The organism is Dakarella massiliensis, from assembly GCF_001182045.1.
GTDB classification, from domain to species: Bacteria; Pseudomonadota; Gammaproteobacteria; order Burkholderiales; family Burkholderiaceae_F; genus Mesosutterella; species Mesosutterella massiliensis.
In genome coordinates this window covers 106,406-132,363 of sequence record NZ_CVTY01000007.1, presented here as the reverse complement: position 1 = coordinate 132,363, position 25,958 = coordinate 106,406, and the positions used below count along the sequence as shown (strand labels likewise).

Genomic DNA, 25,958 nt, shown 5'->3' with positions numbered 1-25,958 from the left:
GATCCTGCCCCTATATAAGGTGTATCAGCAGTCTTTTTTCAATACGGAACTCATTTATGGCAGCAGGTAACAGCGGCGATATCCAGATGAACGGCAACGTTGACTGGAACGCGATCGCCAAGCAGACGCTCAGGTATCAGTATGACGCGAAGCGTGCCTCCGTCTGCCTCTGGTTTATTCTCTTTTTCTTCAATGCCGAGCAGCGCCGCGAGGCGTCGAATCAGTGGGAGTCGCTATGGCACGATCTCTCCTTTGTGGAGCAGATGGCGCTGCCGCAGCCGCCTCCCGAGCTGAAGCCTGCTCCCTATCCGGTGGAGCAGATGAACGCCGATCTCGCGCTCCTCTTCAAAAACGGCGACGTGAAGATGCTTTCCGAAACCGCGCTCCTCAAGCCCGAAAGCCTCACCTTTGATGAGGAGGGGTTCCGCAACCGGCTGCTTGATCGCTATACAGATAACGGAATCTCGATTGAGCCTGGAATGGAGCGGCTCGCGGACACACTGCCCGCTGAGTTCTCGTTCCTTCAGGCGCTGATTTCGCAGAGAGCGGACGATAAGGAGCAGGCGAGGTTCTTCTTCGGGCATCTGAGACCGCTTGGCTACGCCACAATCAAGGTTCTCCGGGAAAAGGCCTCCGGAACCAACCTCGAACTTGTCGCGCAGGCCCTGCATCGTTTCCTCGTCGCTGAGGAGACGCTTTATAAGAATGGATACGAAGGTGAGCCGCTTTCGGCCCGCCCGATCAATTGAAGGCAAACAATCGCGTCGCACGAAGGGGAGAAATTTTTATTTCTCCCCTTTTTTCTGCCCTTGGATCATGAGTACCGCGGGGCGGCTCTCAAAGGCACGCCGGATAGCCGCGTTGACGTCAGAAAGGGTCAGCCCCTCAAGCGCCCGGAGTTCAGACACCGGATCAGTGCCCCGGATGTTTTCAATCGAATACGCCGCTTCTTCCCGCCAGAACCGCGGGGACGCGATCGCGTTCCTCATTTCAGACGCGAGGGGCGATTTGATTTCCGAAAACTCAGACTCCGTGATCCTATGCCTCGCGAGATCTGCCGCGATCGCACGGATCCGCGTCCGCACAGAAGCGATATCAGAGGCCTCGGTGAGGACTCCGGACTCGATATAGCTTTCCTCCGGATCCGATTCAACACGGACAAGCCGGCACCAGGGACTGTAGGTGAGACCAAGTTCAGAGCGCAGAATCCTGCGGATCCGGGTATCGAGCGCGGCGGCTGCGGCTCTTCCGGCCCAGTACCCTGAATTTCCCCGCTCAGACGGAGAAAGCGTGTATCCCCAAGCCGTGAACACGCCGGCGCGCGGCGTCGTTTCCTTTAGGGTTTCTGTCTTTTCCACTCCGGCCGGGAACCGGTAACGGGATCTCGCCGCGGCGGGGCGGGGACCGCGGATGATTTCGTTTCCGAAAAGCTGTTCCGCGAGTTTCAGCGCCTCTGCTTCATCAAAGGATCCGGTGACCAGAATCCGGATCGGCCCGGGATTCCGGGTGTCACGGAACCAGGAAAGCGCCGCTTCCTTTGTAAATCGCGCGGTATCCGCTTTCGTGATCGGCGCGAAGGCCGGATTCCCGCCGTGGAAGAAATAGGAAGGCCGCCACGTCACCGCGCCATCCATCGTGTTCACTATCCGGTCTTCCGTATTCAGAACACCTTCTGCCGCACGCGCCGCGTCCCCTTCGCCGACCATCGGGTCCAGGTACTGCGTCCAGATGGCTTCAAAAAGCGTCCTGAGGCGCTGCGCGGGGGCTGTTCCCTGGATCACCGCGGTTTTCGCGGCGTACGACTCAGACACCCGGACACCGAGTGAACCAAGAGACGACGCGGTTTCCATGGGGGACATCCGGCCGACTCCGCGCTGAGGAAGAATGAGGGACGCGAACCGCGGAACCCACAGGCGGTCAGTCGGCAGGGCATCCGTTCCCGGGCCGAAGAAAAGCGATACGGTGACACCCTCCGCGTTTTTTTCAGGCAGCAGGCTGAGTTTTGCCCCGTTAGCGAGTGGCAGTGTTTTCAGTTCAACCCCCTGAGCCATCACCCGGGTTTCAGCTTTTCTCTCCGCTCCCCTGAGGGCCGGTGTATCCGGAAGCGGCGGAAGCCTGAGATAGGGGAAGCGGATTCTACCGGTCTGAGATCCGACGGGCTCTCTCCCGCTCCCTCCCCGCTTCGCGCTCTCATACGCCCGGAGAAGATCAGACTCGCGCACCTTCTCTGGCGCCATGAGTTCAATTGTGACCGCACCGGTTTCAAAGACTTCCCGAATGGCGTCTGAAATCGCTTTGCCAGTGATCGAAGGCGCTGCGGCGTCAAAAAGACCGAGATCCGTTTCGAGGGACGTCATCACACGGCCGGACGCGAGTTCGGTCTCCATCCCTTCCACCGCGATGTCCGGATCCGGAATTCCGGCTTTGACCGCGCTTTCGAGGGCCGTCCGGATTCTCCGCTTCGCGCGAGCCGCCTCCTCGTCCGTCACACCAGTTTCCGCGGATTTCAGTTCGGCGAGGAGCGCCGAAAGAGAAGCCTCCCAAGAGGACGAACCGCCATCCGTACGAAGCGATGCCTCAGGCAGATAGGGATCCTGAATTCCGATATAAGCAGCCGCGGACACCCAGGGGGCGCCGCCCGCCTCTGCCCGGCGTGAGAGCCGTTCAGTGAGCACACTCTGAGCCGCGGCGATAAGGTATCCGGATTTTCTTAACGCTGCCGAGTCCTCGGCCGGAGACCGTTTCCGCATGACGCGGATCCGGATCCGAGCCCGGTTCCCCCGGATTACACCGGACCACGCTCTTACTCCCTCCCGATCAGGGTCACCCAGATAAGGCACCGGGGGCGGCGTACCCGCCTGAAGCGTTCCAAACGTTTTCTCAATCAGCGGAACAAGGTCATCAGTCCGGATGTCACCTGCCGCCGCGAGGATCATGCGCTGCGGGACATACCAGGTCCGGTAGAAGCGCTTCAGGTTTTCGGGAGATGCCGCGGAAATCACGGCAGGATCCCCCGCCGAGAGAAACTCAAACTGGGTGCCGCCGTAGAGAAACTTTCTCTGATCAGCGAGCGTTCGCCCTTCCTCCGTATCCGCGAGCGCAAGTTCTGAGAGCACAACGCCCCGCTCACTCGCGACAGACTCCGGCGTGAAAAGCACGCCGCCCGCGAAGTCACTGAGCACCTGCAGGGATTCAGAGAGTGTCTTCTGATCCGTTTTCTGGAGCGTGATCCGGAACACGGTCCGGTTGCCGGACGTGAAGGCATTCGCGTCACGCCCGAACTTCATGCCGTTTTCTTCAAAGAACCGGGCAGCAGTGCCTGATGGATAGTGAGTGGATCCCGTAAAAGCGAGGTGTTCCGTGAAGTGGGCGTACCCCCGCTCAGATGGCCGCTCGGCGTATGACCCGGCGCCAACAATAAGAGAAAGCGACACCTTTCCTTTCCGGGGAGCGGGAAAGAGCGCATATCGAAAACCGTTCGGAAGTTTCCCCTGAATGATCCGGGAGTCAGGCATCAGATCACCCGCCTCTCGCCACCCGCCGATCCACGCTGATTCCGCCAGCGCGGGAACCGCGGGTCCCTTCCCCTGAAACCAGGGGGAGGACGCCGTATAAGCCCCTGCCTCAGCCGCGATAGCGGTGAGGATCATTGAGAAAAGCAGACGGGGAACGGCTGACTGTCGCATGGGAGATGGGAATTCAGATAACAGATTACGTCATTCTAAGAAAAAGAACCCATACCCACTGAAAAGCTTTCCAATTTGCGGCGCTTTTCGCTAAACTCTAGCGAATTAGCTTTCGGGTAAGAGCCCCAAAGCGATTGTTTCGTACAAAGGGTATTAGGAATATGGAACCCACCACGACTGATCAGGCAGCTGAAACCGCTGCCGCAGCGCCTGAAAAAGCAAAGACTGAAGAGAAGGCTGCTCCCGCCGCAGAAACCAAGGCACCCGCCCAGGCTTCTGACGCCAAGCGTCCTGCCAAGGCCCCTCAGGGCAAGAAGGGAAATCGCCACGGCGATCATCGCGGAAACGGCGACCGTCATAATGGCCGCGGTCACGATCACCCCGCTCCCATGGGCGCTCTGCAGCAGGCTCTGAAGAAGACTTCCGGCGACTGGAAGGCGTTCCGTGACGCACAGATTGCTGAAGGCCGCTCACAGAAGAGCTTCTGGCTGACGGAAAATGAAGCTGAGCGTGTCCGCCGCTTCATTCATAAGATCCGCGAGAAGGCTGAGCGCGAGGCCGCCCGTCAGGCTGAAATCGCTGCCCGCAAGGGAAAGGCCGGCTCGAAGCCGAAGCAGGCTGATAAGCCCGTTCAGAAGTCGGTTCCGAACCCCGTGAAAAAGGAAGCCCGCGCTGAGGCCGCTGCCGCAGTCGCCGCTCCGGCTCCTGAAGCGAAGAAGGAAGAGCCGAAGGCCTAAAATCCTCGCTGGCTGATCCGATCAGAAAGGCAGTTCAGAAATGAAGTGCCTTTTTTGTGTCTCGAATTTCACCCATCCCCGAAATCCTGTTCAGAAATCACGCAGTTACTTCCCCTTCAGCCCTACTCTCCGCGAGCCATTGTCCCATCCATTCTGAGGTCAGACCGCCTCTATAGTGAGATACGTAGATAGTCAGATTGACCTAGGCGCCCCTATCCGTCTGACTTTAGGTATTTCCTTTAGTATCCCCTGTTTTCGGGGTTTTTCAGCAACCTCTGCCTATTTCATGGGCGTAAGCTCATGCGCCTTACGCTTCAAAAAACCTTGGGAGAAGAGGGCCCGAAATGGACGATACATTAATGCGAGTTGTGCTGCTTCTGATTGATATCATCGGTCCGATATCGATCGGCTACTTTCTGAAGCAGAAAAATCTCGTCAAGCCGGCATTCAATGACTTCATGATCAAGCTGAATGTCCGGGGTCTCTTCACGGTCCTCGCCTTTGTCGCTTTCTGGAAGCTGAAGTTCACCGCAGAAGTGGCACTGATCCCGATTGCCGGTCTCATTATTCTTTTCGTGCCGTATTTCCTCGGCATGGCAATCACGAAGAAAGTTGAGGATCCGCTGGAACGCGGCGCCCTCGTGGTGTCCTCCATGCTTGGAAATACCAGCACGCTTGGCGGTCTTCTCTGCTTCATGCTGCTTGGTGCCACGTCGTTCGCCTACGTCCAGGTGATCGGCGTGCTGCAGAGTATCGTGCTGATTCTCTTCTGCTTCCCGGTCTGTCAGAAGTTCCACGATATGGCCGATACCCAGCGAGGCCTTTCCAAAAAGCGCACCTTCCGTGAGATGTTCTTCACCTGGAATCAGGTGTCAATCCTCGGCATGCTCGCGGGCGCCGCGCTTTCTCTCGGCGGCGTGAAGCAGCCGGACTGCTTTGCCCCGTTCTTTGCCGCGCTCGTTCATATTTCGGCCTGGATCCAGTTCCTTCCGGTGGGCCTGCTTCTCAACTTCGCGGCCGCCCGCCGTCAGCTGAACCTCAATGTGCTGAAGCTGATTCCGCTGAAATTCATTGTGATGCCGGCGATTATCTGGCTCTTCTGCTTCTTCGTGTTCTCGGATAAGACGATCACGGCAACGCTCGTTATCCAGTCCGCCTGCCCTGTCGCGATCAACACAGTGTTCTGCTGCGCGCTTTATGGTCTGAAGACCGACACCGCGATGGCCGCTTTCGTGTCCACCACGATCGTGTTCCTCGCGGTGCTCTGCCCGATCTTCTTCTGGCTCTACCTCTGATAAAGAACGGAAGCGATTTCACCAACAAGAAAGCCGCCGGTTCTTTTTGAGAAACCGGCGGCTTTTTGTTAGCTTACAGGAGCTTCTCAGCGGAAAGACTTCATGCTTCGGAGCGTCTTGAAGGCTTCACGCATATCCTGCTTCACAAGCTTCACCTTCTTCATGAAGAGATCGCGGTAAAGCTCGGAATTCGCGGGGTTCGGGGCGTAAGAAGCATCGCGCACGATCGTTTTCTGAAGCGCCGGAATCACGTCCTTCACTCCGCCCGACGCGAGAGCCGCGAAAACGCAGTTCGTGACGACCGCGCCGCCCGCGTTGCGGAAACGGACGACGTCAGACGCGAGCATATCCGCCTTGATCTGATTCCAGAGAGAGTCGCGCGAACCGCCTTCCGTCACCGTAATGCGCTTCAGCGGGACACCGGAGGCACGGTACGTATCCGTGATCTCCATATAGTCGTAGCCGATCGCCTCAAGCACAGCGCGCCACATCACGCCCTGATCATCATCCAGCGTGAGGTTGAGGAAGCAGCCGGAAGCGTTCGCTTCATCACCGGTGCCGCCCGTGAGATACGGAAGGAAGAGGACGCCATTGCAGCCCGCAGGAACCTTTTCCGCCATTTCGGAAAGCGGCACGTAGTATTTCGGATCGTCTGACTTCAGGCAGATGTTGTCCTTGAACCAGCGAAGCGCAAGACCTCCCGTGCGGATATAGCCCCAGTAGAAATAGGTGTCCGGAAGGGAGCCGGAATTGAAGATCAGACCGGAACCGGGTTTCGAGAGCTCGGGAACAATGCCGTCCGTCGAAACGCAGAACATCGAGCAGGTACCCGCTACGTCAACGCCCTGACCAGACTCAAAGACACCGCTGCCGAGCATCGACTGCATCGTGTCGCCGGCGCCCGCGCAGACAAGCGTGCCTTCCGCGAAACCAGTCTTCTCAGCCATTTCAGCGGTGAGTTTTCCGACAATATCCCAGGGCTTCAGGATCTTCGGCATGTATTTCGGATCGATGCCGAGAATCTCAAGCTGTTCCTCGCTCCAGACCTTATCCATCACGCGGTAGCCAAGACCCCAGCCAGACATCGTGCCCCAGTCAATAAAGGCGTCCTCAGCCTTGAGACCCGCAAGATGCATAAGGATATACGGCGCGTCATGGACAAACTTCACGCCGCGTTCTTTGAACGCGTCGGAATTCTTCAGGAACCAGCGGGCGAACATCGCCGGAAACATACAGGAAGCTTCCGGGTTTCCGGTCTCACGGCCCCAGATCTCGCGGGGCGTGCTGTTGATCGCGTCAACGTCTTCCTTCGTCCGGGAATCCAGATAGTTGATGAAGGGAGTAATCGCGTTGCCATCAGCGTCAATACCGGTGATACCGCAGATAATGCCGTCACCCATAATGGCAGCGACATCCGCCGGATTGTAGCCCTTGCGGCGAAGCTCTTCGCTGCAGGCCTTCATGCACGTAACCGTATTCGCGACGTATTCGTCCGCATCCATCTGAACCCAGCCCGGATTCGGATACCCGAGGGTAGTCGGAAGACTGTGGGACGCAACCTTTGTCCAGCTGCTGTCATAGACCGCGACCTTGACGCTCTGAGTACCGGCGTCAAATCCGAGATAAAGCTTTCCCATAATGTTCTTTTAAAACCTCTGATTGAGGGAAGGGAAAAACTGCGGGGTGCAGGCAGGTGAGACCTGCAGGCCGTAAAGTGCCATCTTCCGCTTCCTGTGATGAACTGATCGATTGTACCGATCCGGAACCAACTACACACTAGTGGTTAGCACGTTTTTGTGACCAACGGGCAAAACTGTTAGGAATTATGAATTTGCCCACGGGTTTCCGTGTAAACTATTCACGTAAACCATAACAAACAGCCCCCAGAAGTATCCGATATGTCCCTTTCAGCAGCCGTCTCGGTTTATATCAAGTTTTTCTTTCTGCTCACCCCGTTCTTCATTCTCGCGGTTTTTCTCGCGCTTACTGAAAAGGTAGAAACGCGGATGCAGCGGGCCCTCGCAGGCCGCGTGACGGTCGGTATCGTTCTCACCTCGATCCTGCTTTTTCTCTTCGGGGAAACGATTTTTGATCTCTTCGGAATCACAGTGGACTCTTTCCGAATCGGCGCGGGTGCCCTGCTCTTCCTTTCCGCGGTGTCGCTCACCCAGGGAAAGTTTTCTCTTCCGTCGACTGACAGCTCGCTCATGAGCCTCGCGATTGTGCCGCTCGCCATTCCGATCACAATCGGCCCCGGCACGGTCGGCGCTCTCGTCATTGCCGCCGCGGAATCGCCCACCTATATCAAGAAGGCGGAGACGCTTGCCTGCATTGTGGCGGCGTGTCTTACTGTCGGACTGATGCTCTTTGTCGCAGACCGCGTGAAAAGCGTGCTCGGCGCGAACGGTATCGCGATGCTTTCCAAAATCACGGGGCTGGTGCTCGCGGCCCTCAGCTGTCAGCTGATGTTCACAGGCATCGCCGCTTTCCTGAAGTAAACAGACTTCGTTCCCCAGGTGCAGAAAAGGCGGAATTGAAATTCCGCCTTTTGCTTTTACTTCACCACGTACTTCGGATCCAGGGTTCCGCGGGCCCACTCGGCGATATTCCTCGCGGCCCGGATATTCATGCCGGCCGCGTTCCGTTTCGTGAAGGACGCCGTGTGGGGTGTCAGAACGGTTTTCTCTGCCCCCATCAGAGGAGAATCCGTGCAGGGTTCATGATCAAAAACGTCCGCGGCCGCCCCGCCAAGCGTTCCCTGATCGAGATGACGCCTCACCGCCGCGGCATCCACGACCGGCCCCCGAGCGATATTGATAAGCACCGCGTCTCGCTTCATCAGCGAAAGCTCCGCCTCTCCGATCATTCCCCGGGTAGCCGGGGTGAGCGGCACGTTTACTGACACCGCGTCGCTTTCTCTCAGGAGCTCATCCATCGGGACATAGGTGACGCCGAACTCCGCCTCCCAGGCGGGATCCGGATGACGGCAGGTATACAGAATCCGGACTCCGAACGGCGCCGCGCGGCGCGCGATTTCCTTCCCGATTCCGCCAAACCCGATGAGACCCAGCGTTGAACCGGCGAGCCCCGGCATTGCCATCCGTTCCCAGCGCCCCGACTGCATGGACTGATTCTGAAGATCCAGACGTCGGGCGAAATAAAGAAGGTATGCCAGCACATGCTCAGCAACGGCGCCTTCCACGGCTCCCGTTGTCCTCATCACTGCGATACCGCGAGCCCGGCAGGCGTCGATATCGACGGAGTCATACCCGATCCCGCGCCGTGTCACGGCACGAAGCTTAGGGAGCCTCCGGATCAGGCTTTCCGTTATAGGCTCAAGCCCCACAATAGCTGCGTCCGCGTCCTTCAGGGCTTCAAAAAGCTCTTCCTCAGTGCTCTGGGCACCGAACCCGGACCCCGAAAGATTCACCACTTCGAAACCCGCTTCCCGGAGGATCGATTCGGGATCATTGGAGGAAGAGGAACCCCTCAATTCGCCTTTTTCCGCAAAGCCCCGCGACGTGATAACAACCCGCATGCGACCTCCCATCCCCTTATCAGGAGATAGTTTCGAAATTATTTTTTTCCTGTGTACAATGAATTTAGCAGATAGTGGAATCTTCGGTTCTTCTTTTGCGGCCGAAGTATCACAAATTAGGGAGCAGTCATGACTGATTCAAAAGCAGGCGCTGTCCAGATTTTCCTACTTCCACAGCTGGTAGAAGCACTCTCCAGCGCGCCGTCCGTCATTCAGACGGATCTATTCGCATTTATCTCCCGCTTTTCTGCCAATCCCGAAGAGATTCCCTATAAGGAAAGAAAGTCCCAGGAAGTGCCTGAGAGCTTCCGGATCTTTACTCTCAACTCCGCCTGGAGCGTCGTTGTCGCGGAACCCGCCCCGGATCTTCTGATCATCGCCCAAGCCAACTGGACGAAGGCAGCGTTTGAATGGGCGGCAGAACACGAATTCGTTCCGAGCGACAAGGCGAAAGCCGGCGGTTATTTCAGACTCCGCGAGAGACCCGGCGCGGTGAAGCACGAGGAAGAGGTACCGCCTCCGCCCCCGCCGCTCTTCGCGGATATCTCTGACGAGGAACTGATCGCGATCGGGCTTCCCAAGGCAAAGCTGCCGCTCGTGCGGGATCTCGAAAACAAGGAAGCGCTTGAAGCTTCCCGGAGCAAAATCCCGGCTGAGACTTATCAGAGTCTCACCTGGTACGTGGATGGCGCCGAGTGGTCCGCGGTGAAGCGTGAGTACGCGAAGCTCCACCACTCCGCGGAATCCCAGATGGGCAAGATCCGCCTCTACCTCAACCCCGAGCAGAAGAAGATTGTTGACGGCCCGTGGAAGGGAGCGCTTCTCGTTCAGGGCGGCGCCGGCACCGGCAAGTCTGTGGTTGCCATGCACCGCGCGAAGCATCTTGTTGAACTCCCCGACTGGAAGGATGATGACCGGCTGCTTTTCGTCACCGCGACGCGTAACCTCGCCGTCGATATCGAGGAACAGCTGCAGAGGCTCGTCCGCGCGGACCGGATCAACACCATTGAGGTGACAAACCTCGACGGCTGGGTCACGGCATTCATTCGCCGGAACGGCTATAAGCCCGCGATCATCTATCCGGGTAAACCGATTTATGAGCTCGCTTGGAAAGCGGCGACTGAAACGCTGCCGGAAGGCGTTACTGAAGCCGAGGCGCGGGAGGAATTCGAGCGCCATGTGCTTCCAAATAACATCCGGATCCAGAAGACCTATATGAAGTCAGATGCTTCGACGCTCACGCCTGAGCAGCGCGAGGCGATCTGGCCCGTCTTTGAGAACTTCAGGCGGGAACTTTTCGCCCGCGGCAAGGTCGCAGCGCCTGACGCTTATTACGCGGCGATCGGTCTCCTCACGAGCAGCAGCACCGCTGAAAAGGCACCGTACCGCGCCGTGATCGCTGATGAAATTCAGGATTTCGGTCCTGAGGGTCTGAAGCTCCTCCGGGCTCTGACTCCTGACCACGATAAGCACCCCGAACTCCGCGATGTCGAGGGTGACCTCTTCCTTGTGGGCGACAGCCGCGAAAGAATTTACGGCCGCGATGTGTCCTTCGCCGCCTGCGGAATCAATGTAAAGGGCGGTCGGTCCCAGTTCCTCACGACGAGCTACCGTACGACGGCCGAAATCGCCGGTGCCGCGGACTACATCCTGAACGAAGGGAAAACTCCCGAAAAGGATAAAGAACGTGAGATCACCCTCCGTCACGGCCCGCTTCCCGAACTCTATGTCGGTAAGGAATTCACTGACGAGGTGAGCTGGATCGTCCGTCAGATTCATCACCTGATAGATACGGAACGCGACCTCGCACTCTCCTCTATCGTCATCGCCGCCCGTACGGACAGCCTGCTTGATGATTACCAGAGCGCCCTTTCCAAGCGCGGCATCAAGACGCTGCAGATTTCGAGAAACATTCCGGATGACCCGAACGCAGCTGGTGTCAGAAGCGCGACACTGCATCGTCTGAAGGGGCTTGAGTTCAGAGCCGTATTCATTGTGGGCGCCGATGAAGGCAACATTCCTGACGCGCTGACACTGAACGAATCGCCGGATCCGGATGACCGGGAAGAAGCCGCGCGATCTGAGCGCGCCCTCTTCCATGTGGCAGCATCCCGCGCGGTTGACCGCCTCTACGTGTCCTGCAGTGACACCCCTGGCGAATATCTGAATGAACTGATTCAGTATGAAAAGGATGTGAAGGCCAAGAGCAAGGCGAAGAAGAAGTAGCCTCTGAGGATCTTTTCACAGAGATCGGGCTGGTTCCGCAGAATGCGGAATCAGCCTTTTATTTTGCGTCCGGCTTCTTTTCCGGCCGGATAAAAAGCAGAACGGCGCCGATCAGGAAGATCACGATTCCCTGAATCAGAAGGGAAACCGAAAAGTGCTCATTGGAGTAGGCGCTGTAGGAGTACCAGGCCGCGGCGCCGAGCACGACGATCCCGTACCCTACCCCCTGAAGCACAAAGCCGGTCAGGGTCTCACGGTCCGGACTCGCAAGCGTGAAAAGGAGCTCCTCACGCGCGAGCAGCGCGGACCGCGTTCTTCCGAGCAGGATAAAGAGAATCCCGAGCAGCACCGGCGCGAGGTTCTCCGCCGTCAGCGCTCCCAGCACCACCGCGGTGCAGATGGCGACAGGAAGCGCCTGACGGCTCCCTGTCGCGACACGGAGCGTGAACACAAGGATGGCAAGCGACATCAGACCGCACCAGACGGGAACGGGAAGACCCGCGTCAATAACCGGCTCAAACCTCGGTCCCGGCACCGTGACCGCGAGCCACAGCGCGAGAAGGCATGAGAGCCATAACCCCAGCTTTGTCCGGGGTTTCCCAGTCCAGATGCCAATCACAAAAAGCACGAGACCAAGACCTGACAGAACTTCCCCCACCACTTTGGCTCCCCGCATCAGCTCCCAGCCCGGAGCACTCAGCGTCAGTCCATAGTCCTCCAGCACCCAGATTCCCATGACGGATGAGAAACCTGAAAGAGTCAGCACAGCAACACCGGTTATAAGGAAATGGATCGCAATCCAGTTCTTCCATCGGAGAGTGGCTGCATTGGAGGCAGGCGGAACAAAAGGGAAGTTCATATAGCAAAAGTAATTTTCGTTTACCTCTTAAAGGGTAAACCCGTAAAAATAACTACTATAGTACGGGTAATCCTGAATTACATCCCCTGAAAGGCTTTTGAAAACCCTTCTATTCCGGTTTGTTTGATATCGATCAAGATTGAATAGCCCGCTTTCCCTACAGGTTTTTATGGAACTTGTATCTTAAACAGACGATGTCTTGAGGCAGGGGCTAAGTACCCCAGGAGTCAGCAGTACGCCGTGTCAGCTTTCCGCGGTCGGCCAAAACAGTCATCTTTACAAGCACTCCTGTCAGGGCCACATTTCCCCCGGGCAGGCTTTAATAAGAAGGCAGGAATGACTCAAGTTTTTATCGACGGAAGTTCGGGCACCACCGGACTGCGAATCCGTGAGCGGCTCGAAGGCCGTCAGGAACTTACTCTTATCACGCTCCCGGAAGAATCCCGAAAGGACCCTGAAGCCCGCCGCAACGCGCTGAACAGCGCGGATGTCGCGATTCTCTGTCTGCCGGACACGGCAGCCATCGAAGCGGTAAGCCTCATCACCAATCCCAATACCATTGTGCTGGACGCGAGCACCGCGCACCGTACGGCGCCTGGCTGGGCGTATGGATTCCCTGAACTCGGTCCCGCCCGGGAAGAAGCGATCCGGACGTCCCGCCGCATTGCGGTTCCGGGCTGCCACGCGAGCGGTTTCATCGCTCTCGTCTCTCCGCTTGTAGAAGCAGGTATTCTGTCGCCTGACGCACGGCTCTCCATCACGTCGCTCACCGGATACTCCGGCGGCGGCAAAAAGATGATTGCCGAGTATGAGTCCGAAGGCCGGAGCCCGCTCCTCGACGCACCGCGTGCCTACGCCCTCCCCCAGCACCATAAGCATCTCCCTGAAATGAAAGCTCTGACCGGGCTCCATACGCTGCCCGCTTTCCTTCCGATTGTTGGCGACTTCTACTCAGGCATGCTCGTTACCGTTCCGGTTTTCCGCGAGGATCTCCTGAACGGCGCCACCATTGAAGATATCCGACGAGTCTATCAGTCACGATACCGAGGCCCCATCGTCTCGTACCGGGAAAATGCGGACGAGTCCGGATTCCTCTCCGCACTTTCCCTTTCGGGACTCGACAGAATGGATGTGTCTGTTTTTGGTAACGAAGACCGCATCCTTCTTGCCGCGCGCTACGATAACCTTGGAAAAGGAGCATCGGGCGCCGCGGTCGAGTGTCTCAACCTTGTAATCGGCGCTGCGCCCGAGACCGGCCTCAGGCTTGTCTGATCGGCGCGCACCGGCTAAAAGTAACTTTTTTCAAGCGAACCTCACGCAGCCGCCCGGGCATCCGGGCTTCGGGCTGCGGGTGGGTCTTACGCATACCCTTTTTTGCTAGAAGGATCACTGACATGTTGAAGATCTCTTCCGGAAATGTCTGCACGCCGCTCGGATTCCGGGCTAACGGCATTCACTGCGGCATCAGAAAGAATCAGTCGAAACGCGATCTCACGCTGATCGTGAGTGATGTGCCCTGCACTGCCGCCGCGGTCTACACCCAGAACCGGGTGAAAGGCGCACCCCTCCTCGTGACGCGCGACCACCTGAAGGACGGTCACGCGCAGGCGGTCATCGTGAACAGCGGCAACGCCAATACCTGCAACGCGGATGGCGTTGAGGTCGCTGAACGGATGACTGAAATCACCGCTGCGCAGCTGGGCCTCAAACCCGATGATGTCTGCGTCTCCTCGACCGGCGTGATCGGAAAGCCTCTCGATATCACCCCGATCGTGAACGGTCTCCCCTCTCTGATTGCCGGGCTCGCCCGCGATCAGGAGCACGGTGAATACGCGTCCCAGGGTATTCTGACGACCGATACGCGCATGAAGCAGATCGCGGTTGAGTTTACAGCCGGCGGCAAGACCTGCCACATCGGCGCAATCGCGAAGGGCTCTGGCATGATTCACCCGAATCTCGCCACCATGCTCGTTTTCATCACGACGGACTGCGCAGTTTCCTCTGAGATGCTCCAGAAGGCCCTCTCGCACGATGTGCAGAAGACTTTCAATATGACGTCCGTGGACGGTGACACGTCGACGAATGATCACGTCCTGCTGCTCGCGAACGGTCTTGCCGGGAACGAGCCGATCACTTCCGAAGGTCCCGACTTTACGGCCTTCATGGAGGCGCTCAACACCGTCACGATCCATCTCTGCCGCATGATCGCGGGGGACGGCGAAGGCGCGACCAAGATGCTCGAATGCCGGGTGGTCGGCGCGAAGACCGATAAGGATGCACGGATCGCCGCGAAAGCCGTGATTACCTCGTCCCTCGTCAAAACCGCCATGTTCGGCGCGGACGCAAACTGGGGCCGCGTGCTCTGCGCGATCGGTTACAGCGGCGCGGATGTTGACGTGAATAAGGTGGAGCTCTCTTTCGAATCGAAAGCCGGCGTTATCCCGGTCTGCGTCGACGGAGCCGGTATTCCCTTTTCCGAAGACATCGCGAAGAAAGTGCTTCTCGAACCCGAAATCAATATCCTCATTGATCTTCATGACGGCGAGGGCAAAGCCACGGCCTGGGGCTGCGACCTCACCTACGACTACGTCAAGATCAACGGCGACTATCGGACATGATCAAGGGAGGAGACAGAAAAATGGCAACAGCTTTTTCGAATGCGGATCGGGCTGAAGTCCTGACCCAGGCGCTCCCCTACTTCAAGAAATACTACGGTAAGACCGTGGTCGTGAAGTACGGCGGAAACGCTATGCTGACAGAAGATCTCCAGCAGCAGGTGATGGAGGATATCGTCCTCCTGCACCTCGTGGGTGTCCGCGTGGTGCTCGTGCACGGCGGCGGCCCGGAAATCACCGGCATGCTGAAGCGCGTCGGCAAGGAATCGCAGTTCGTGAACGGTCTCCGCGTGACGGATAAGGAAACGGTTGAGATTGCCCAGATGGTACTTGCCGGCAAGATCAACAAAACCCTCGTCACCTATCTGGAGGCGAAGGGCGGCAGCGCGATCGGTCTCTCCGGCATGGACGGCCGCATGATCACGGCGAAGATGAAGGATCCGGCGCTCGGCTACGTGGGTGAAATCGCGAAAGTGAACCCGGTCCCGATCCGGGACCTCCTCGAGCGCGGCTATATTCCGGTGATCTCTTCACTCGGCTGCGATAAAGAAGGGAACGTCTACAACATCAACGCGGATACGGCCGCGGCAAAAATTGCCTCGGCCCTTCACGCTCAGCGTCTCATCCTGATGACGAACATTCAGGGGCTGCTGAAGGATAAGGATGATCCCAATTCGCTCATTCCGCTGATCGACATGGAAGAAGCGGAAGGAATGATCGGCTCCGGAATTATTTCCGGCGGCATGATCCCGAAGATTGAATGCTGCATCACGGCGCTGAAGAACAATGTTTCAAAGGTGATCATCATGGACGGGCGCATCCCTCACTCCGTCCTGATGGAGCTCTTCACCGATACCGGTGCGGGCACGATGATCGTAAAGAAAAAGAAGGCTGAGAAAAATCCGGCCGATAAAAATGATGAAAGGACTGATGACTGATGACGACTAACATTAAGACGCTTGACTCTCAGTACATTGCGAACACCTACTCCCGGTATCCAGTGCAGATTGTCGATGGTGAGGGATCGATCCTCACGGATGAAAACGGCAAGCACTATATCGATCTCGGTTCCGGAATCGGCGTGAATATCTTCGGCCAGAAGGATCCGGCCTGGATTGAAGCTGTGCAGACGCAGCTGCACCGTTTCCAGCACACCTCGAACCTCTACTACTCCGCTCCTGACGCGGAGCTCGCCGAATTCCTCTGCGAACGCACAGGTCTCAAGAAGGTGTTCTTCAGCAATTCAGGCGCTGAAGCGAATGAATGCGCCATCAAGGCGGCACGCGCCTATGCGGCAGCGAAGAAAGGCAAAGAGTGGAACACCATCGTGACGCTCCGCGACTCTTTCCACGGCCGTACGCTTACGACGCTCGCCGCAACTGGCCAGGACATGTTCCACCAGGACTTTCTCCCCCTGACACCGGGCTTTGTCCACGCGGAGCCTGATGACCTCGAAGGGCTGAAACAGATCGTCCGCGAGAACCGCGTGGCCGGCATCCTGATTGAATGCGTTCAGGGTGAAGGCGGTGTCCGGGCGCTTTCCGACGCCTATGTGAAGGGGGTCTCTGAACTCTGCGAAAAAGAGGACATCGTTTTCATGACAGACGAGGTCCAGTGCGGAAACGGCCGCACTGGAAAGCTCTATGCCTATGAGCATTACGGCGTGCTCCCTGATGTAGTGTCGACCGCCAAGGGTCTTGGCGGAGGTCTGCCGATCGGTGCCACGATGCTCGGGAAGAAGGTTGAAAATGTCTTCACCCCGGGGAAGAACGGCTCCACCTTCGGCGGCAATCCGATCGTCTGCGCCGGCGCGCTTTCAATTCTGAAGCGTCTCGACGATAAGTTCCTCGCCGAAGTCACCCGCAAGGGGAATTTCGTGAAGGAGTACCTCGCCGGAAAACCCGGCATTGAGCGTATTTCTGGCCTCGGCCTCATGATCGGCGTGAAGACCGTGAAGTCCGAGAATGAAGTCGTCGCGAAAATGATGGAGAACGGCGTTCTCGCCCTGACCGCTCATGGCGGCATGGTGCGGCTTCTTCCGCCTCTTAACATTTCGGACGCTGATCTGAAAAAGGCGCTTGTGACGTGCTGCTTGCCGCAGCGGCCTGAATCTCCGGCAGAGTCTGACTCCTTCAGACAGGCCAAAGCCCGCGGGAAACATTCCGCGGGCTTTCTTTTTGCCTCCGAAATGAAAAGAAACCCGTGTCGTTACCGGGCGTGCTTCTTCACCGCGGAATCAAATTCCTCGAGCGCCTTCGCAACGCGGTCAAACGTTTTCTTCGCTTCGGCCGGAATCTCAGCTTTGGCCGCCTTCTTTGCGGCAAGTTCCTTCTTCAGTTTCACTGCTGCCGGCCGCGGCGCTGTCTTGTCTCCAAAAGCCCCTGGAAGGCTGCCGGCATCCTGATCCATGAAACCGATATCCGGGAGCCCCCCGAGGCTCAGCTTCTTCTTTTTCACTGCTTTTGTACCTCTAAAGAGAATGGTGTGAGTTTACTAGAAAGAATTAAAAGAGGATTTTTTAGGGGGAAATTGCAAAAAATGCATTACCGTAATACAGAAAAAAGATTTATATTGAATAGTATCCCATCACCTGAAAAAGGAAATCTGGAAATGACGACCTACAAAATGATTGATATCGAAGGCGTTGGCGAAACTTACGCCAAAAAGCTGGAAGAAGCGGGCATCAAGGATTCTGCCGATCTGCTGAAGAAAGCAGCTACCCGTACGGGCCGTGCCGAGCTGGAAGAGGCCACGGGAATTTCCGGAAAGCTGATTCTCACGTGGACGAACCATGCTGATCTATGCCGTATCAACGGCGTCGGTCCTCAGTACGCCGAACTGCTGGAAGCAGCCGGTGTTGATACGGTGAAGGAACTGGCGCATCGCGTCCCGAAGAACCTCGCTGAAAAGATGGCTGAGGTCAACGCCGCCAAGAATCTGACGAACGGCGCGGTTTCCGAGAAGGAAGTCGCCAAGTGGGTTGAAGAAGCGAAGACTCTGCCGGCCGTGATGACCTACTAAGCAGAAATTTCGTCTGGGATTTAAAAAGCGCCCGGGTCCATCAGGATCCGGGCGCTTCTTTTGCACTGAAGCTGTTTATCGGCAGAACTATCAGAAGGCAGCGACGACAGCGCCCTTCAGGTTCTTATCGATGTATTCCTTCACTTCCGGAGACTGCAGAGCCTTCACAAGCTTCTGGATCTCAGGACGGTTCTCATCACCCTGACGGACAACGAGGTAGTTCGCGTATGGGGACTTGGAGTCTTCAATGAAGAGAGCGTCCTTCACCGGGTTCAGATTCACGGTCAGGGCGAAGTTCGAATTGATGACAGCGAAGTCAACGTCCTTCAGGGAACGCGGAATCTGAGCGGCTTCCAGTTCCTGAAGCTTCACGTTATGCGGGTTCGAAACGATATCAGCCTTCGTCGCGTTGATGCCAGTGCCCTTCTTCAGCTGAATGATGCCGGCAAACTGCAGGAGAAGCAGAGCGCGGCCGCCGTTCGTGGCGTCATTCGGAATCGCGATCGTAGCGCCGTTCTTGATGTTCTTCAGATCCTTGCTCTTGCCGGCATAAAGACCGATCGGTTCAATATGGATCGGTGCCAGGGCAAGAAGGTGAGTCTTATGCTGCTGCAGGAAATCATCGAGGTAAGGCTTATGCTGGAAGAAGTTCGCGTCAATCGACTTGTCTTCCAGAGCCGTGTTCGGCTGAACGTAATCGTTAAACTCGATAATCTGCAGCGTAACGCCTTCTTTCTCGAGGTTCTTCGCGGCAACCTTCAGAAGATCAGCATGCGGAACCGGAGTCGCGCCGACCTTGATGGTGATGTTGCCGGCAGCGGCGCTCGAACCCGCCGTAGCGGTGGCGGCAGCCGAAGAGGCGGCTTCTTTCTTACCGCAGGCAGTCAGGATGGCAGCGGCAGCAGCGCTGGAGGCAAGAGCCAGGAATTGACGACGCTTCATTATCTATCTCCTTAGAACTTTTCAATCCGCCCGGTTTCATGGGGCGAAACAGAATTCGGTTAAGTAAATGTAGCGTTTTTTCAAAAAAAAGTCTCGCAGAAAAACACGGGTTTTCGAGGTATTACCAGGAGTACAGGCGATAGGATCAATGCTCTCAGAATTGAATTTAATTGTTAATTCTTAAAAACAAACTTATAACAAAATAGAAAAAAATCTATAATGGTCTCAGGGGGTCGTATAGGGGTTGAACATTCTTCTTTGGTACAACTGTGACCATGGCAGACAAACCTTTCCAATATATACAGACACTTCTCGAGGCTGGCAGCTTTTCCAGAGCTGCGAAGCGCCTAAACATCTCTCAGCCCTCGCTCTCTCAGTTCATCATGCGTCTTGAAAAGGACGTTGGCGCTACGCTGGTTGACCGCGTAGCAAAACCTCTGCGGCTGACGCCTGCCGGGGAATGCTGGATTGAGGCCGAAAAGAACGTCAATAAGATCCGCGCGCTCTCGCGGGTGCAGATTCACGATATGGGGAGCGGCATCACGGGCCGGCTGGTTGTCGGTACACCTCAGTACTTTGAGGGGTATTTCCTCGTCAATGCCCTGCCACCCTTCATGAAAGAGTTCCCAGGCGTGGAGCTTGTGATCGAACAGGGGTCCGGCGTGGATCTGGAAGAATCCGTCGCAGACGGGAGACTGGATCTCGCCATTGTTCCGAATCCGAGAAACCTTCCCAACATCACGACAGAGGAACTCTATTCCAAAGAGTGCCTGATCGCGCTCCGGGCGGATGATCCCATGTGCAGCCAGGCAGTTGAAAACCGGGCGTCATCCTACCCTGTTCTGGACTTCAGACTTTTTGATGGAAAACCGTTCGTCACCGTGAAACACGATCTGCGGATGCGGTCGGTCTTTGATGATCTCTGCGCGAAGGCCCACGCAAAACCCAAGGTGATGCTGGAAACCGGTGATCTGGCGACGTGTCTAGCCTTGACCGACGAAAAGGTCGGACCGACGCTGGTAACCAATACGCTCGCGCGGCTCTTCGCGCCTAAGTTCCCGCTTCGGTTCTTCTCAATCCGTCCGAAGATTCCGGAGTCCGATATCCGCGTCGTCTACCGCAGCAACCGGTACGTTTCCAAGGCGGCCCGCGCGTTGATTGACTGCATGAAAAAGGAAGGCAAGGAACTCACTACGCTGAACGACGCAGCGGAAACCGCGTAGAGGTCTTTATGAAACCCGAAAGAAGGGAGGAGCGGATGCTCCTCCCTTTTTTCATATCCGGATTTCGTAAATACCCATAAAACAAAACCCTCGAAAGAAAAACTTTCGAGGGTTTTGAAGGGGGGAGCCTGACAGTGACCTACTTTCACCGGAAATACAACCGACTATCATTGGCGCGAGAGCGTTTCACCGTCCTGTTCGGAATGGGAAGGGGTGGGGCCACTCTGCTATGGCCGTCAGGCAAAGGCTTTGCTTTCAAAGTTTTTTAGGACTTCTGAAGCGAATTCTTTGGGAAGGAATGAAATCACATGGCTTGCTTTTCCACATTCACACACTTCTTTCTTTTTGCAAGCTTCCTTTCAAAACCTTTGCTGTCATTTAACTAAGCAGCACGGTTATAGGATCAAGCCGCACGGGCAATTAGTACCAGTTAGCTTCACGCCTCACAGCGCTTCCACACCTGGCCTATCAACGTCCTGGTCTCGGACGACCCTTCAGGGAGGTCAAGCCTCCGGGAAGACTAATCTTCAGGCAAGTTTCCCGCTTAGATGCTTTCAGCGGTTATCTCTTCCGCACATAGCTACTCGGCAATGCGACTGGCGTCACAACCGATACACCAGAGGTGCGTCCACTCCGGTCCTCTCGTACTAGGAGCAGCCCCTGTCAATCTTCCAGCGCCCGCGGTAGATAGGGACCAAACTGTCTCACGACGTTTTAAACCCAGCTCACGTACCTCTTTAAATGGCGAACAGCCATACCCTTGGGACCGGCTACAGCCCCAGGATGAGATGAGCCGACATCGAGGTGCCAAACACCGCCGTCGATATGAACTCTTGGGCGGTATCAGCCTGTTATCCCCAGAGTACCTTTTATCCGTTGAGCGATGGCCCTTCCATGCAGAAGCCACCGGATCACTATGACCTGCTTTCGCATCTGCTCGACTTGTCTGTCTCGCAGTCAGGCACGCTTTTCCCATTGCAGTATCCTCACGATTTCCGACCGTGATTAGCGTACCTTCGCACTCCTCCGTTACCCTTTAGGAGGAGACCGCCCCAGTCAAACTGCCCACCATGCACGGTCCCCAGCCAGGATTACTGGCCCAGGTTAGAACCTCAAACAAATCAGGGCGGTATTTCAACGACGGCTCCGAATGAACTGGCGTCCATTCTTCAAAGCCTCCCGCCTATCCTACACAGATCGGTTCAAAGTCCAATGCAAAGCTACAGTTAAGGTTCATGGGGTCTTTCCGTCTAGCCGCGGGGAGATTGCATCATCACAAACATTTCAATTTCACTGAGTCTCGGGAGGAGACAGTGTGGCCATTATTATGCCATTCGTGCAGGTCGGAACTTGCCCGACAAGGAATTTCGCTACCTTAGGACCGTTATAGTTACGGCCGCCGTTTACTGGGACTTCGATCAGGAGCTTGCACCCCATCAATTAATCTTCCAGCACCGGGCAGGCATCACGCCCTATACGTCGACTTTCATCTTTGCAGAGCGCTGTGTTTTTAGTAAACAGTTACAGCCACCGATTCTCTGAGACCTCTTCGCCCTTTGGGTTTCTCTCCCATCAAGCTACAAAGGCACACCTTCTTCCGAAGTTACGGTGTCAATTTGCCGAGTTCCTTCTCCCGAGTTCTCTCAAGCGCCTGAGCATATTCAGCTCACCCACCTGTGTCGGTTTACGGTACGGTCGCCGTTGAACTGAAGCTTAGAGGTTTTTCCTGGAAGCGCTTCCAGTGGCTTCGTCTTCAAAAGAAGACCCGATCCTTCGTCCTGGGTATACGCCTGCGGATTTGCCTGCAGGCACCCATCGCTCGGAAGCCGGGACATCCAACACCCGGTCCACTCTGGCTGCTCCGTCACCCCATCGCATTCAACGCCGGTTCAGGAATATTAACCTGATTTCCATCAGCTACGCTTCTCAGCCTGGCCTTAGGAACCGACTCACCCTGCTCCGATTAACGTAGAGCAGGAAACCTTGGGTTTGCGGCGAGCGGGCTTTTCACCCGCTTTATCGTTACTCATGTCAGCATTCGCACTTCTGATACCTCCAGCAGACCTTACGATCCACCTTCGCAGGCTTACAGAACGCTCCCCTACCACTCACACTAAAAGTATGAATCCGCAGCTTCGGTTATCAACTTAGCCCCGTTACATCTTCCGCGCGGAAGGACTCGATCAGTGAGCTATTACGCTTTCTTTGAAGGATGGCTGCTTCTAAGCCAACTTCCTGACTGTTTTAGCCTTTCCACTTCGTTTTCCACTTAGCTGATATTAGGGACCTTAGCTGGCGGTCTGGGTTGATTCCCTTTTGAGTCCGGACGTTAGCACCCGGTGCTCTGTCTCCTGTACGAAGCTTTCTGGTATTCGGAGTTTGCCATAGTTTGGTAAGACGCCATGTCCCCCTAGCTATAACAGTGCTCTACCCCCAGAAGCTCATATACAAGGCACTACCTCAATAGTTTTCGGGGAGAACCAGCTATCTCCAGATTTGTTAAGCCTTTCACCCCTAACCACAGCTCATCCTCTGGTTTTGCAACACCAGTAGGTTCGGCCCTCCAGTGTGTGTTACCACACCTTCAGCCTGGCCATGGTTAGCTCATCTGGTTTCGGGTCTATGCCATGCGACTGAATCGCCCTGTTCGGACTCGCTTTCGCTGCGCCTCCCCTAGTCGGTTAGGCTTGCCACATAACATAAGTCGCTGACCCATTATGCAAAAGGTACGCAGTCACCCCGAAGGGCTCCTACTGTTTGTATGCATGCGGTTTCAGAATCTATTTCACTCCCCTCCCGGGGTTCTTTTAACCTTTCCTTCACAGTACTAGTACGCTATCGGTCGATCACGAGTATTTAGCCTTGGAGGATGGTCCCCCCATGTTCAGCCAGGGTTTCACGTGCCCCGACCTACTTTTCGAATCCTCAGTACCTTGAGATAAACGTCCCGTACGGGGCTATCACCCACTATGGCGAGCCTTTCCAGACTCTTCCAGTGTTTTTCTCAATATCGAATTCAGGCTGTTCCGGTTTCGCTCGCCGCTACTTCCGGAATCTCGGTTGATTTCTTTTCCTGCAGCTACTGAGATGTTTCAGTTCGCCGCGTTCGCCTCCATACGCTATGTATTCACGCATGGATCAAGCTAAAGCTTGGAGTTCCCTCATTCGGAGACCCCCGGATCAAAGCTCGTTGTCAGCTCCCCGGGGCTTTTCGCAGACTGCCGCGTCCTTCATCGCCTGTGATCGCCAAGGCATCCACCACATGCACTTAGTCGCTTGATCCTATAACCCTGCCGCCTTTTACCCGGCACGATTTCAATCGACTTGTAACGTGTCGCTGTTCTCTAAATGTTGCTTCGGTTTCTTGGAGAAACTTGCAAATTTGTGAATGCAATCACAACCCATGTTCATAACTGCCCTGAAATACCCTCATCAAGTATTTCAGGCACTTAGAACTTTCATTCCTTCCTAATTGTTAAAGAACAACCGAACATAGTCTCCATTTCTCAGAAGACAACGAACGATAAGTATGAGCACCTGTCTTGAGAACTTCGTTCTCTTAAAAGGAGGTGATCCAGCCGCACCTTCCGGTACTGCTACCTTGTTACGACTTCACCCCAGTCATGGAACCCACCGTGGTCGCCGTCCTCCTTGCGGTTGGACAAACGCCTTCTGGCAAACCCCACTCCCATGGTGTGACGGGCGGTGTGTACAAGACCCGGGAACGTATTCACCGCGGCATGCTGATCCGCGATTACTAGCGATTCCGACTTCATGCAGTCGAGTTGCAGACTGCAATCCGGACTACGATCGGTTTTCTGGGATTGGCTCCGCCTCCCGGCTTCGCTGCCCTCTGTTCCGACCATTGTATGACGTGTGAGGCCCTAGCCGTAAGGGCCATGAGGACTTGACGTCATCCCCATCTTCCTCCGGTTTGTCACCGGCGGTCTCATCAGAGTGCTCTTGCGTAGCAACTGATGACAAGGGTTGCGCTCGTTGCGGGACTTAACCCAACATCTCACGACACGAGCTGACGACAGCCATGCAGCACCTGTGTTCAGGCTCCCTTGCGGGCACTCCAGACTTTCATCCGGATTCCTGACATGTCAAGGCTAGGTAAGGTTTTTCGCGTTGCGTCGAATTAATCCACATCATCCACCGCTTGTGCGGGTCCCCGTCAATTCCTTTGAGTTTTAATCTTGCGACCGTACTTCCCAGGCGGTCAGCTTCACGCGTTGGCTTGGTTACCCAGAAATTGCTTTCCGAACAATCAGCTGACATCGTTTAGGGCGTGGACTACCAGGGTATCTAATCCTGTTTGCTCCCCACGCTTTCGTGCATGAGCGTCAGTCATGTCCCAGAGGGCTGCCTTCGCCATTGGTGTTCTTCCGCATATCTACGCATTTCACTGCTACACGCGGAATTCCACCCTCCTCTGACAAACTCTAGCCGTGCAGTCACAAATGCAGTTCCCAGGTTAAGCCCGGGGATTTCACATCTGTCTTGCACAGCCGCCTGCGCACCCTTTACGCCCAGTAATTCCGATTAACGCTTGCACCCTACGTATTACCGCGGCTGCTGGCACGTAGTTAGCCGGTGCTTATTCTTCAGATACCGTCAGCGGAACGTATTATTCGTACGTCCCTTTTCGTCTCTGACAAAAGCGGTTTACAACCCGAAGGCCTTCATCCCGCACGCGGCATGGCTGGATCAGGGTTTCCCCCATTGTCCAAAATTCCCCACTGCTGCCTCCCGTAGGAGTCTGGGCCGTGTCTCAGTCCCAATGTGGCTGATCATCCTCTCAGACCAGCTACTGATCGTCGCCTTGGTAAGCTTTTATCTCACCAACTAGCTAATCAGACATCGGCCGCTCCTGTCGCGCGAGGTCTTGCGATCCCCCGCTTTCACCCTCAGGTCTCATGCGGTATTAGCTGATCTTTCGATCAGTTATCCCCCACAACAGGACACGTTCCGATGCATTACTCACCCGTTCGCCACTCGCCGGCAGGAGCAAGCTCCCCCGCTGCCGTTCGACTTGCATGTGTAAGGCATGCCGCCAGCGTTCAATCTGAGCCAGGATCAAACTCTTGAGTTCAATCACTGCTATTACTTCATTTGCTTCAGTTTCCTGAAGCGTCGCGCTCAAAATTATCGACTGGTAATTTTCAGAAGTTATTCACTTCTGCATCATTCCATTCGTCTTTTCAAGCACCTGATTTTTTATGAGCTGAAGCTCTTCAAAACCAGATGCTCACGCTTATCGGTTCGTTATTCAGTTTTTAAAGATCGTCACTGCGTCAGCAGCGAAGAACACGTATATTACAGATGAAAAATTTAAATGTCAAACTTTTTTCTTATCAGGACCTGAACCGGAGCCCCGGTTCATCGTCATCTTTGACATATGAGCCATTTTTCTTCTATAGTTTTCAGTAATTTCCACCGCTTTAAACGTGCCATCAGGCTGAAGCTGAGTGAACACCAGAGTTTCAGCAATTTTTACTGCGGGCGATTCATTTTTCATGATTTCAAACGCCCAGCGAATGGAACTCCACCCGAGCTGCTCAATCCAAAGCCTGAATTCCACCTTGTCACCCGCTCTGAGAGGCGCGCTGAATTCCGCCTGGATTCCCGCCATCGGCGCGTAGATCTGATCCGTTACTCCAGGGCCAAAAATTTTTTCCCCGAGAATTTCACGGAAAAAGGCTTCTTCCGTGTCCACTGCCCAGCGGAAGAAATGCGGATGAAAAACGAGCCCTGTCGAATCACAGTCTGAGAAATGGATTGTGAAGGGTTTTGAAAAAACACTATGCATCGGA

The 25,958-nt window shown here is 55.7% G+C and carries 17 protein-coding genes and 3 rRNA genes; 11 read left to right on the top strand and 9 right to left on the bottom strand.

The genetic code is table 11. The features are described 5' to 3' along the window. Window positions 1–56 precede the first annotated feature (56 nt). The gene (locus tag BN1936_RS06950) at window positions 57–749 is read left to right on the top strand and encodes a hypothetical protein (RefSeq protein WP_022442781.1); all 693 of its coding nucleotides are present in this window, start codon (window positions 57–59) and stop codon (window positions 747–749) included. A gap of 36 nt (window positions 750–785) precedes the next feature. Here the strand turns inward: BN1936_RS06950 and BN1936_RS06945 are convergent, their stop codons facing one another. Beyond that, a complete protein-coding gene (locus BN1936_RS06945) occupies window positions 786–3,686 on the bottom strand; it encodes a M16 family metallopeptidase (protein WP_049687023.1) in 2,901 nt (966 codons plus the stop codon). Between the two features lie 161 nt (window positions 3,687–3,847). Between BN1936_RS06945 and BN1936_RS06940 the strand changes: the two genes are divergently transcribed. Then, window positions 3,848–4,423 carry a hypothetical protein gene (locus BN1936_RS06940; RefSeq protein ID WP_049687022.1) on the top strand — a complete coding sequence of 192 codons (576 nt, stop codon included), beginning with the start codon at window positions 3,848–3,850 and terminating at the stop codon, window positions 4,421–4,423. Between the two features lie 344 nt (window positions 4,424–4,767). After that, entirely contained in the window at window positions 4,768–5,718 is a 951-nt protein-coding gene (locus BN1936_RS06935; RefSeq protein ID WP_022442783.1) for an AEC family transporter, read from the top strand. An 86-nt stretch (window positions 5,719–5,804) separates the two neighbouring features. Here the strand turns inward: BN1936_RS06935 and BN1936_RS06930 are convergent, their stop codons facing one another. Beyond that, window positions 5,805–7,355 carry an FGGY-family carbohydrate kinase gene (locus BN1936_RS06930; RefSeq protein WP_049687020.1) on the bottom strand — a complete coding sequence of 517 codons (1,551 nt, stop codon included), beginning with the start codon at window positions 7,353–7,355 and terminating at the stop codon, window positions 5,805–5,807. Window positions 7,356–7,616: 261 nt separating this feature from the next. Between BN1936_RS06930 and BN1936_RS06925 the strand changes: the two genes are divergently transcribed. After that, entirely contained in the window at window positions 7,617–8,216 is a 600-nt protein-coding gene (locus BN1936_RS06925; RefSeq protein ID WP_022442785.1) for a MarC family protein, read from the top strand. A gap of 56 nt (window positions 8,217–8,272) precedes the next feature. Here the strand turns inward: BN1936_RS06925 and BN1936_RS06920 are convergent, their stop codons facing one another. Then, on the bottom strand, window positions 8,273–9,256 hold the full coding sequence (locus BN1936_RS06920) for an NAD(P)-dependent oxidoreductase (protein ID WP_022442786.1): 984 nt from the start codon (window positions 9,254–9,256) through the stop codon (window positions 8,273–8,275). A gap of 129 nt (window positions 9,257–9,385) precedes the next feature. On the opposite strand from BN1936_RS06920, the gene BN1936_RS06915 reads away from it, so the two are divergent. Next, the gene (locus BN1936_RS06915) at window positions 9,386–11,482 is read left to right on the top strand and encodes a 3'-5' exonuclease (RefSeq protein WP_049687018.1); all 2,097 of its coding nucleotides are present in this window, start codon (window positions 9,386–9,388) and stop codon (window positions 11,480–11,482) included. A 58-nt stretch (window positions 11,483–11,540) separates the two neighbouring features. On the opposite strand, the gene BN1936_RS06910 is transcribed toward BN1936_RS06915, so the two are convergent. Continuing rightward, a complete protein-coding gene (locus BN1936_RS06910) occupies window positions 11,541–12,341 on the bottom strand; it encodes a hypothetical protein (protein ID WP_049687017.1) in 801 nt (266 codons plus the stop codon). 336 nt (window positions 12,342–12,677) lie between these two features. On the opposite strand from BN1936_RS06910, the gene argC reads away from it, so the two are divergent. The 5 genes from argC (at window position 12,678) to BN1936_RS06885 (ending at window position 17,977) form a co-directional block, all read left to right on the top strand. Continuing rightward, window positions 12,678–13,613, top strand: coding sequence for an N-acetyl-gamma-glutamyl-phosphate reductase (gene argC / locus BN1936_RS06905; RefSeq protein ID WP_049687016.1), 936 nt, complete (start codon window positions 12,678–12,680; stop codon window positions 13,611–13,613). Between the two features lie 122 nt (window positions 13,614–13,735). After that, window positions 13,736–14,959, top strand: coding sequence for a bifunctional ornithine acetyltransferase/N-acetylglutamate synthase (gene argJ / locus BN1936_RS06900; RefSeq protein ID WP_022444756.1), 1,224 nt, complete (start codon window positions 13,736–13,738; stop codon window positions 14,957–14,959). Between the two features lie 20 nt (window positions 14,960–14,979). Further along, the gene (gene argB / locus BN1936_RS06895) at window positions 14,980–15,894 is read left to right on the top strand and encodes an acetylglutamate kinase (RefSeq protein ID WP_022444755.1); all 915 of its coding nucleotides are present in this window, start codon (window positions 14,980–14,982) and stop codon (window positions 15,892–15,894) included. Continuing rightward, window positions 15,894–17,360 (top strand): acetylornithine/succinylornithine family transaminase, encoded by a 1,467-nt coding sequence (locus BN1936_RS06890; RefSeq protein WP_082164514.1) that lies wholly within the window; start codon window positions 15,894–15,896, stop codon window positions 17,358–17,360. The genes argB and BN1936_RS06890 overlap by 1 nt, the downstream gene beginning before the upstream one ends. 206 nt (window positions 17,361–17,566) lie before the next feature. Continuing rightward, window positions 17,567–17,977 (top strand): DUF4332 domain-containing protein, encoded by a 411-nt coding sequence (locus BN1936_RS06885; protein ID WP_022444752.1) that lies wholly within the window; start codon window positions 17,567–17,569, stop codon window positions 17,975–17,977. Between the two features lie 90 nt (window positions 17,978–18,067). Here BN1936_RS06885 and BN1936_RS06880 read toward each other — a convergent pair whose 3' ends face one another. Next, window positions 18,068–18,919: a MetQ/NlpA family ABC transporter substrate-binding protein gene (locus BN1936_RS06880; protein ID WP_049687015.1), complete on the bottom strand. Its 852-nt coding sequence runs from the start codon at window positions 18,917–18,919 to the stop codon at window positions 18,068–18,070. A gap of 275 nt (window positions 18,920–19,194) precedes the next feature. On the opposite strand from BN1936_RS06880, the gene BN1936_RS06875 reads away from it, so the two are divergent. Then, a complete protein-coding gene (locus BN1936_RS06875) occupies window positions 19,195–20,142 on the top strand; it encodes a LysR family transcriptional regulator (RefSeq protein ID WP_022444750.1) in 948 nt (315 codons plus the stop codon). 126 nt (window positions 20,143–20,268) lie between these two features. Here BN1936_RS06875 and rrf read toward each other — a convergent pair. The 4 genes from rrf to BN1936_RS06855 form a co-directional block, all read right to left on the bottom strand. Further along, window positions 20,269–20,383 (bottom strand): 5S ribosomal RNA (gene rrf, locus BN1936_RS06870). Between the two features lie 158 nt (window positions 20,384–20,541). After that, a 23S ribosomal RNA gene (locus BN1936_RS06865) occupies window positions 20,542–23,424 on the bottom strand. A 280-nt stretch (window positions 23,425–23,704) separates the two neighbouring features. Beyond that, window positions 23,705–25,237: ribosomal RNA gene (locus tag BN1936_RS06860) — 16S ribosomal RNA — on the bottom strand. The 16S, 23S and 5S rRNA genes sit together here, the layout of an rRNA operon. A 246-nt stretch (window positions 25,238–25,483) precedes the next feature. After that, the gene (locus BN1936_RS06855; protein ID WP_022442699.1) at window positions 25,484–25,954 is read right to left on the bottom strand and encodes an acyl-CoA thioesterase; all 471 of its coding nucleotides are present in this window, start codon (window positions 25,952–25,954) and stop codon (window positions 25,484–25,486) included. Window positions 25,955–25,958: the final 4 nt, after the last annotated feature.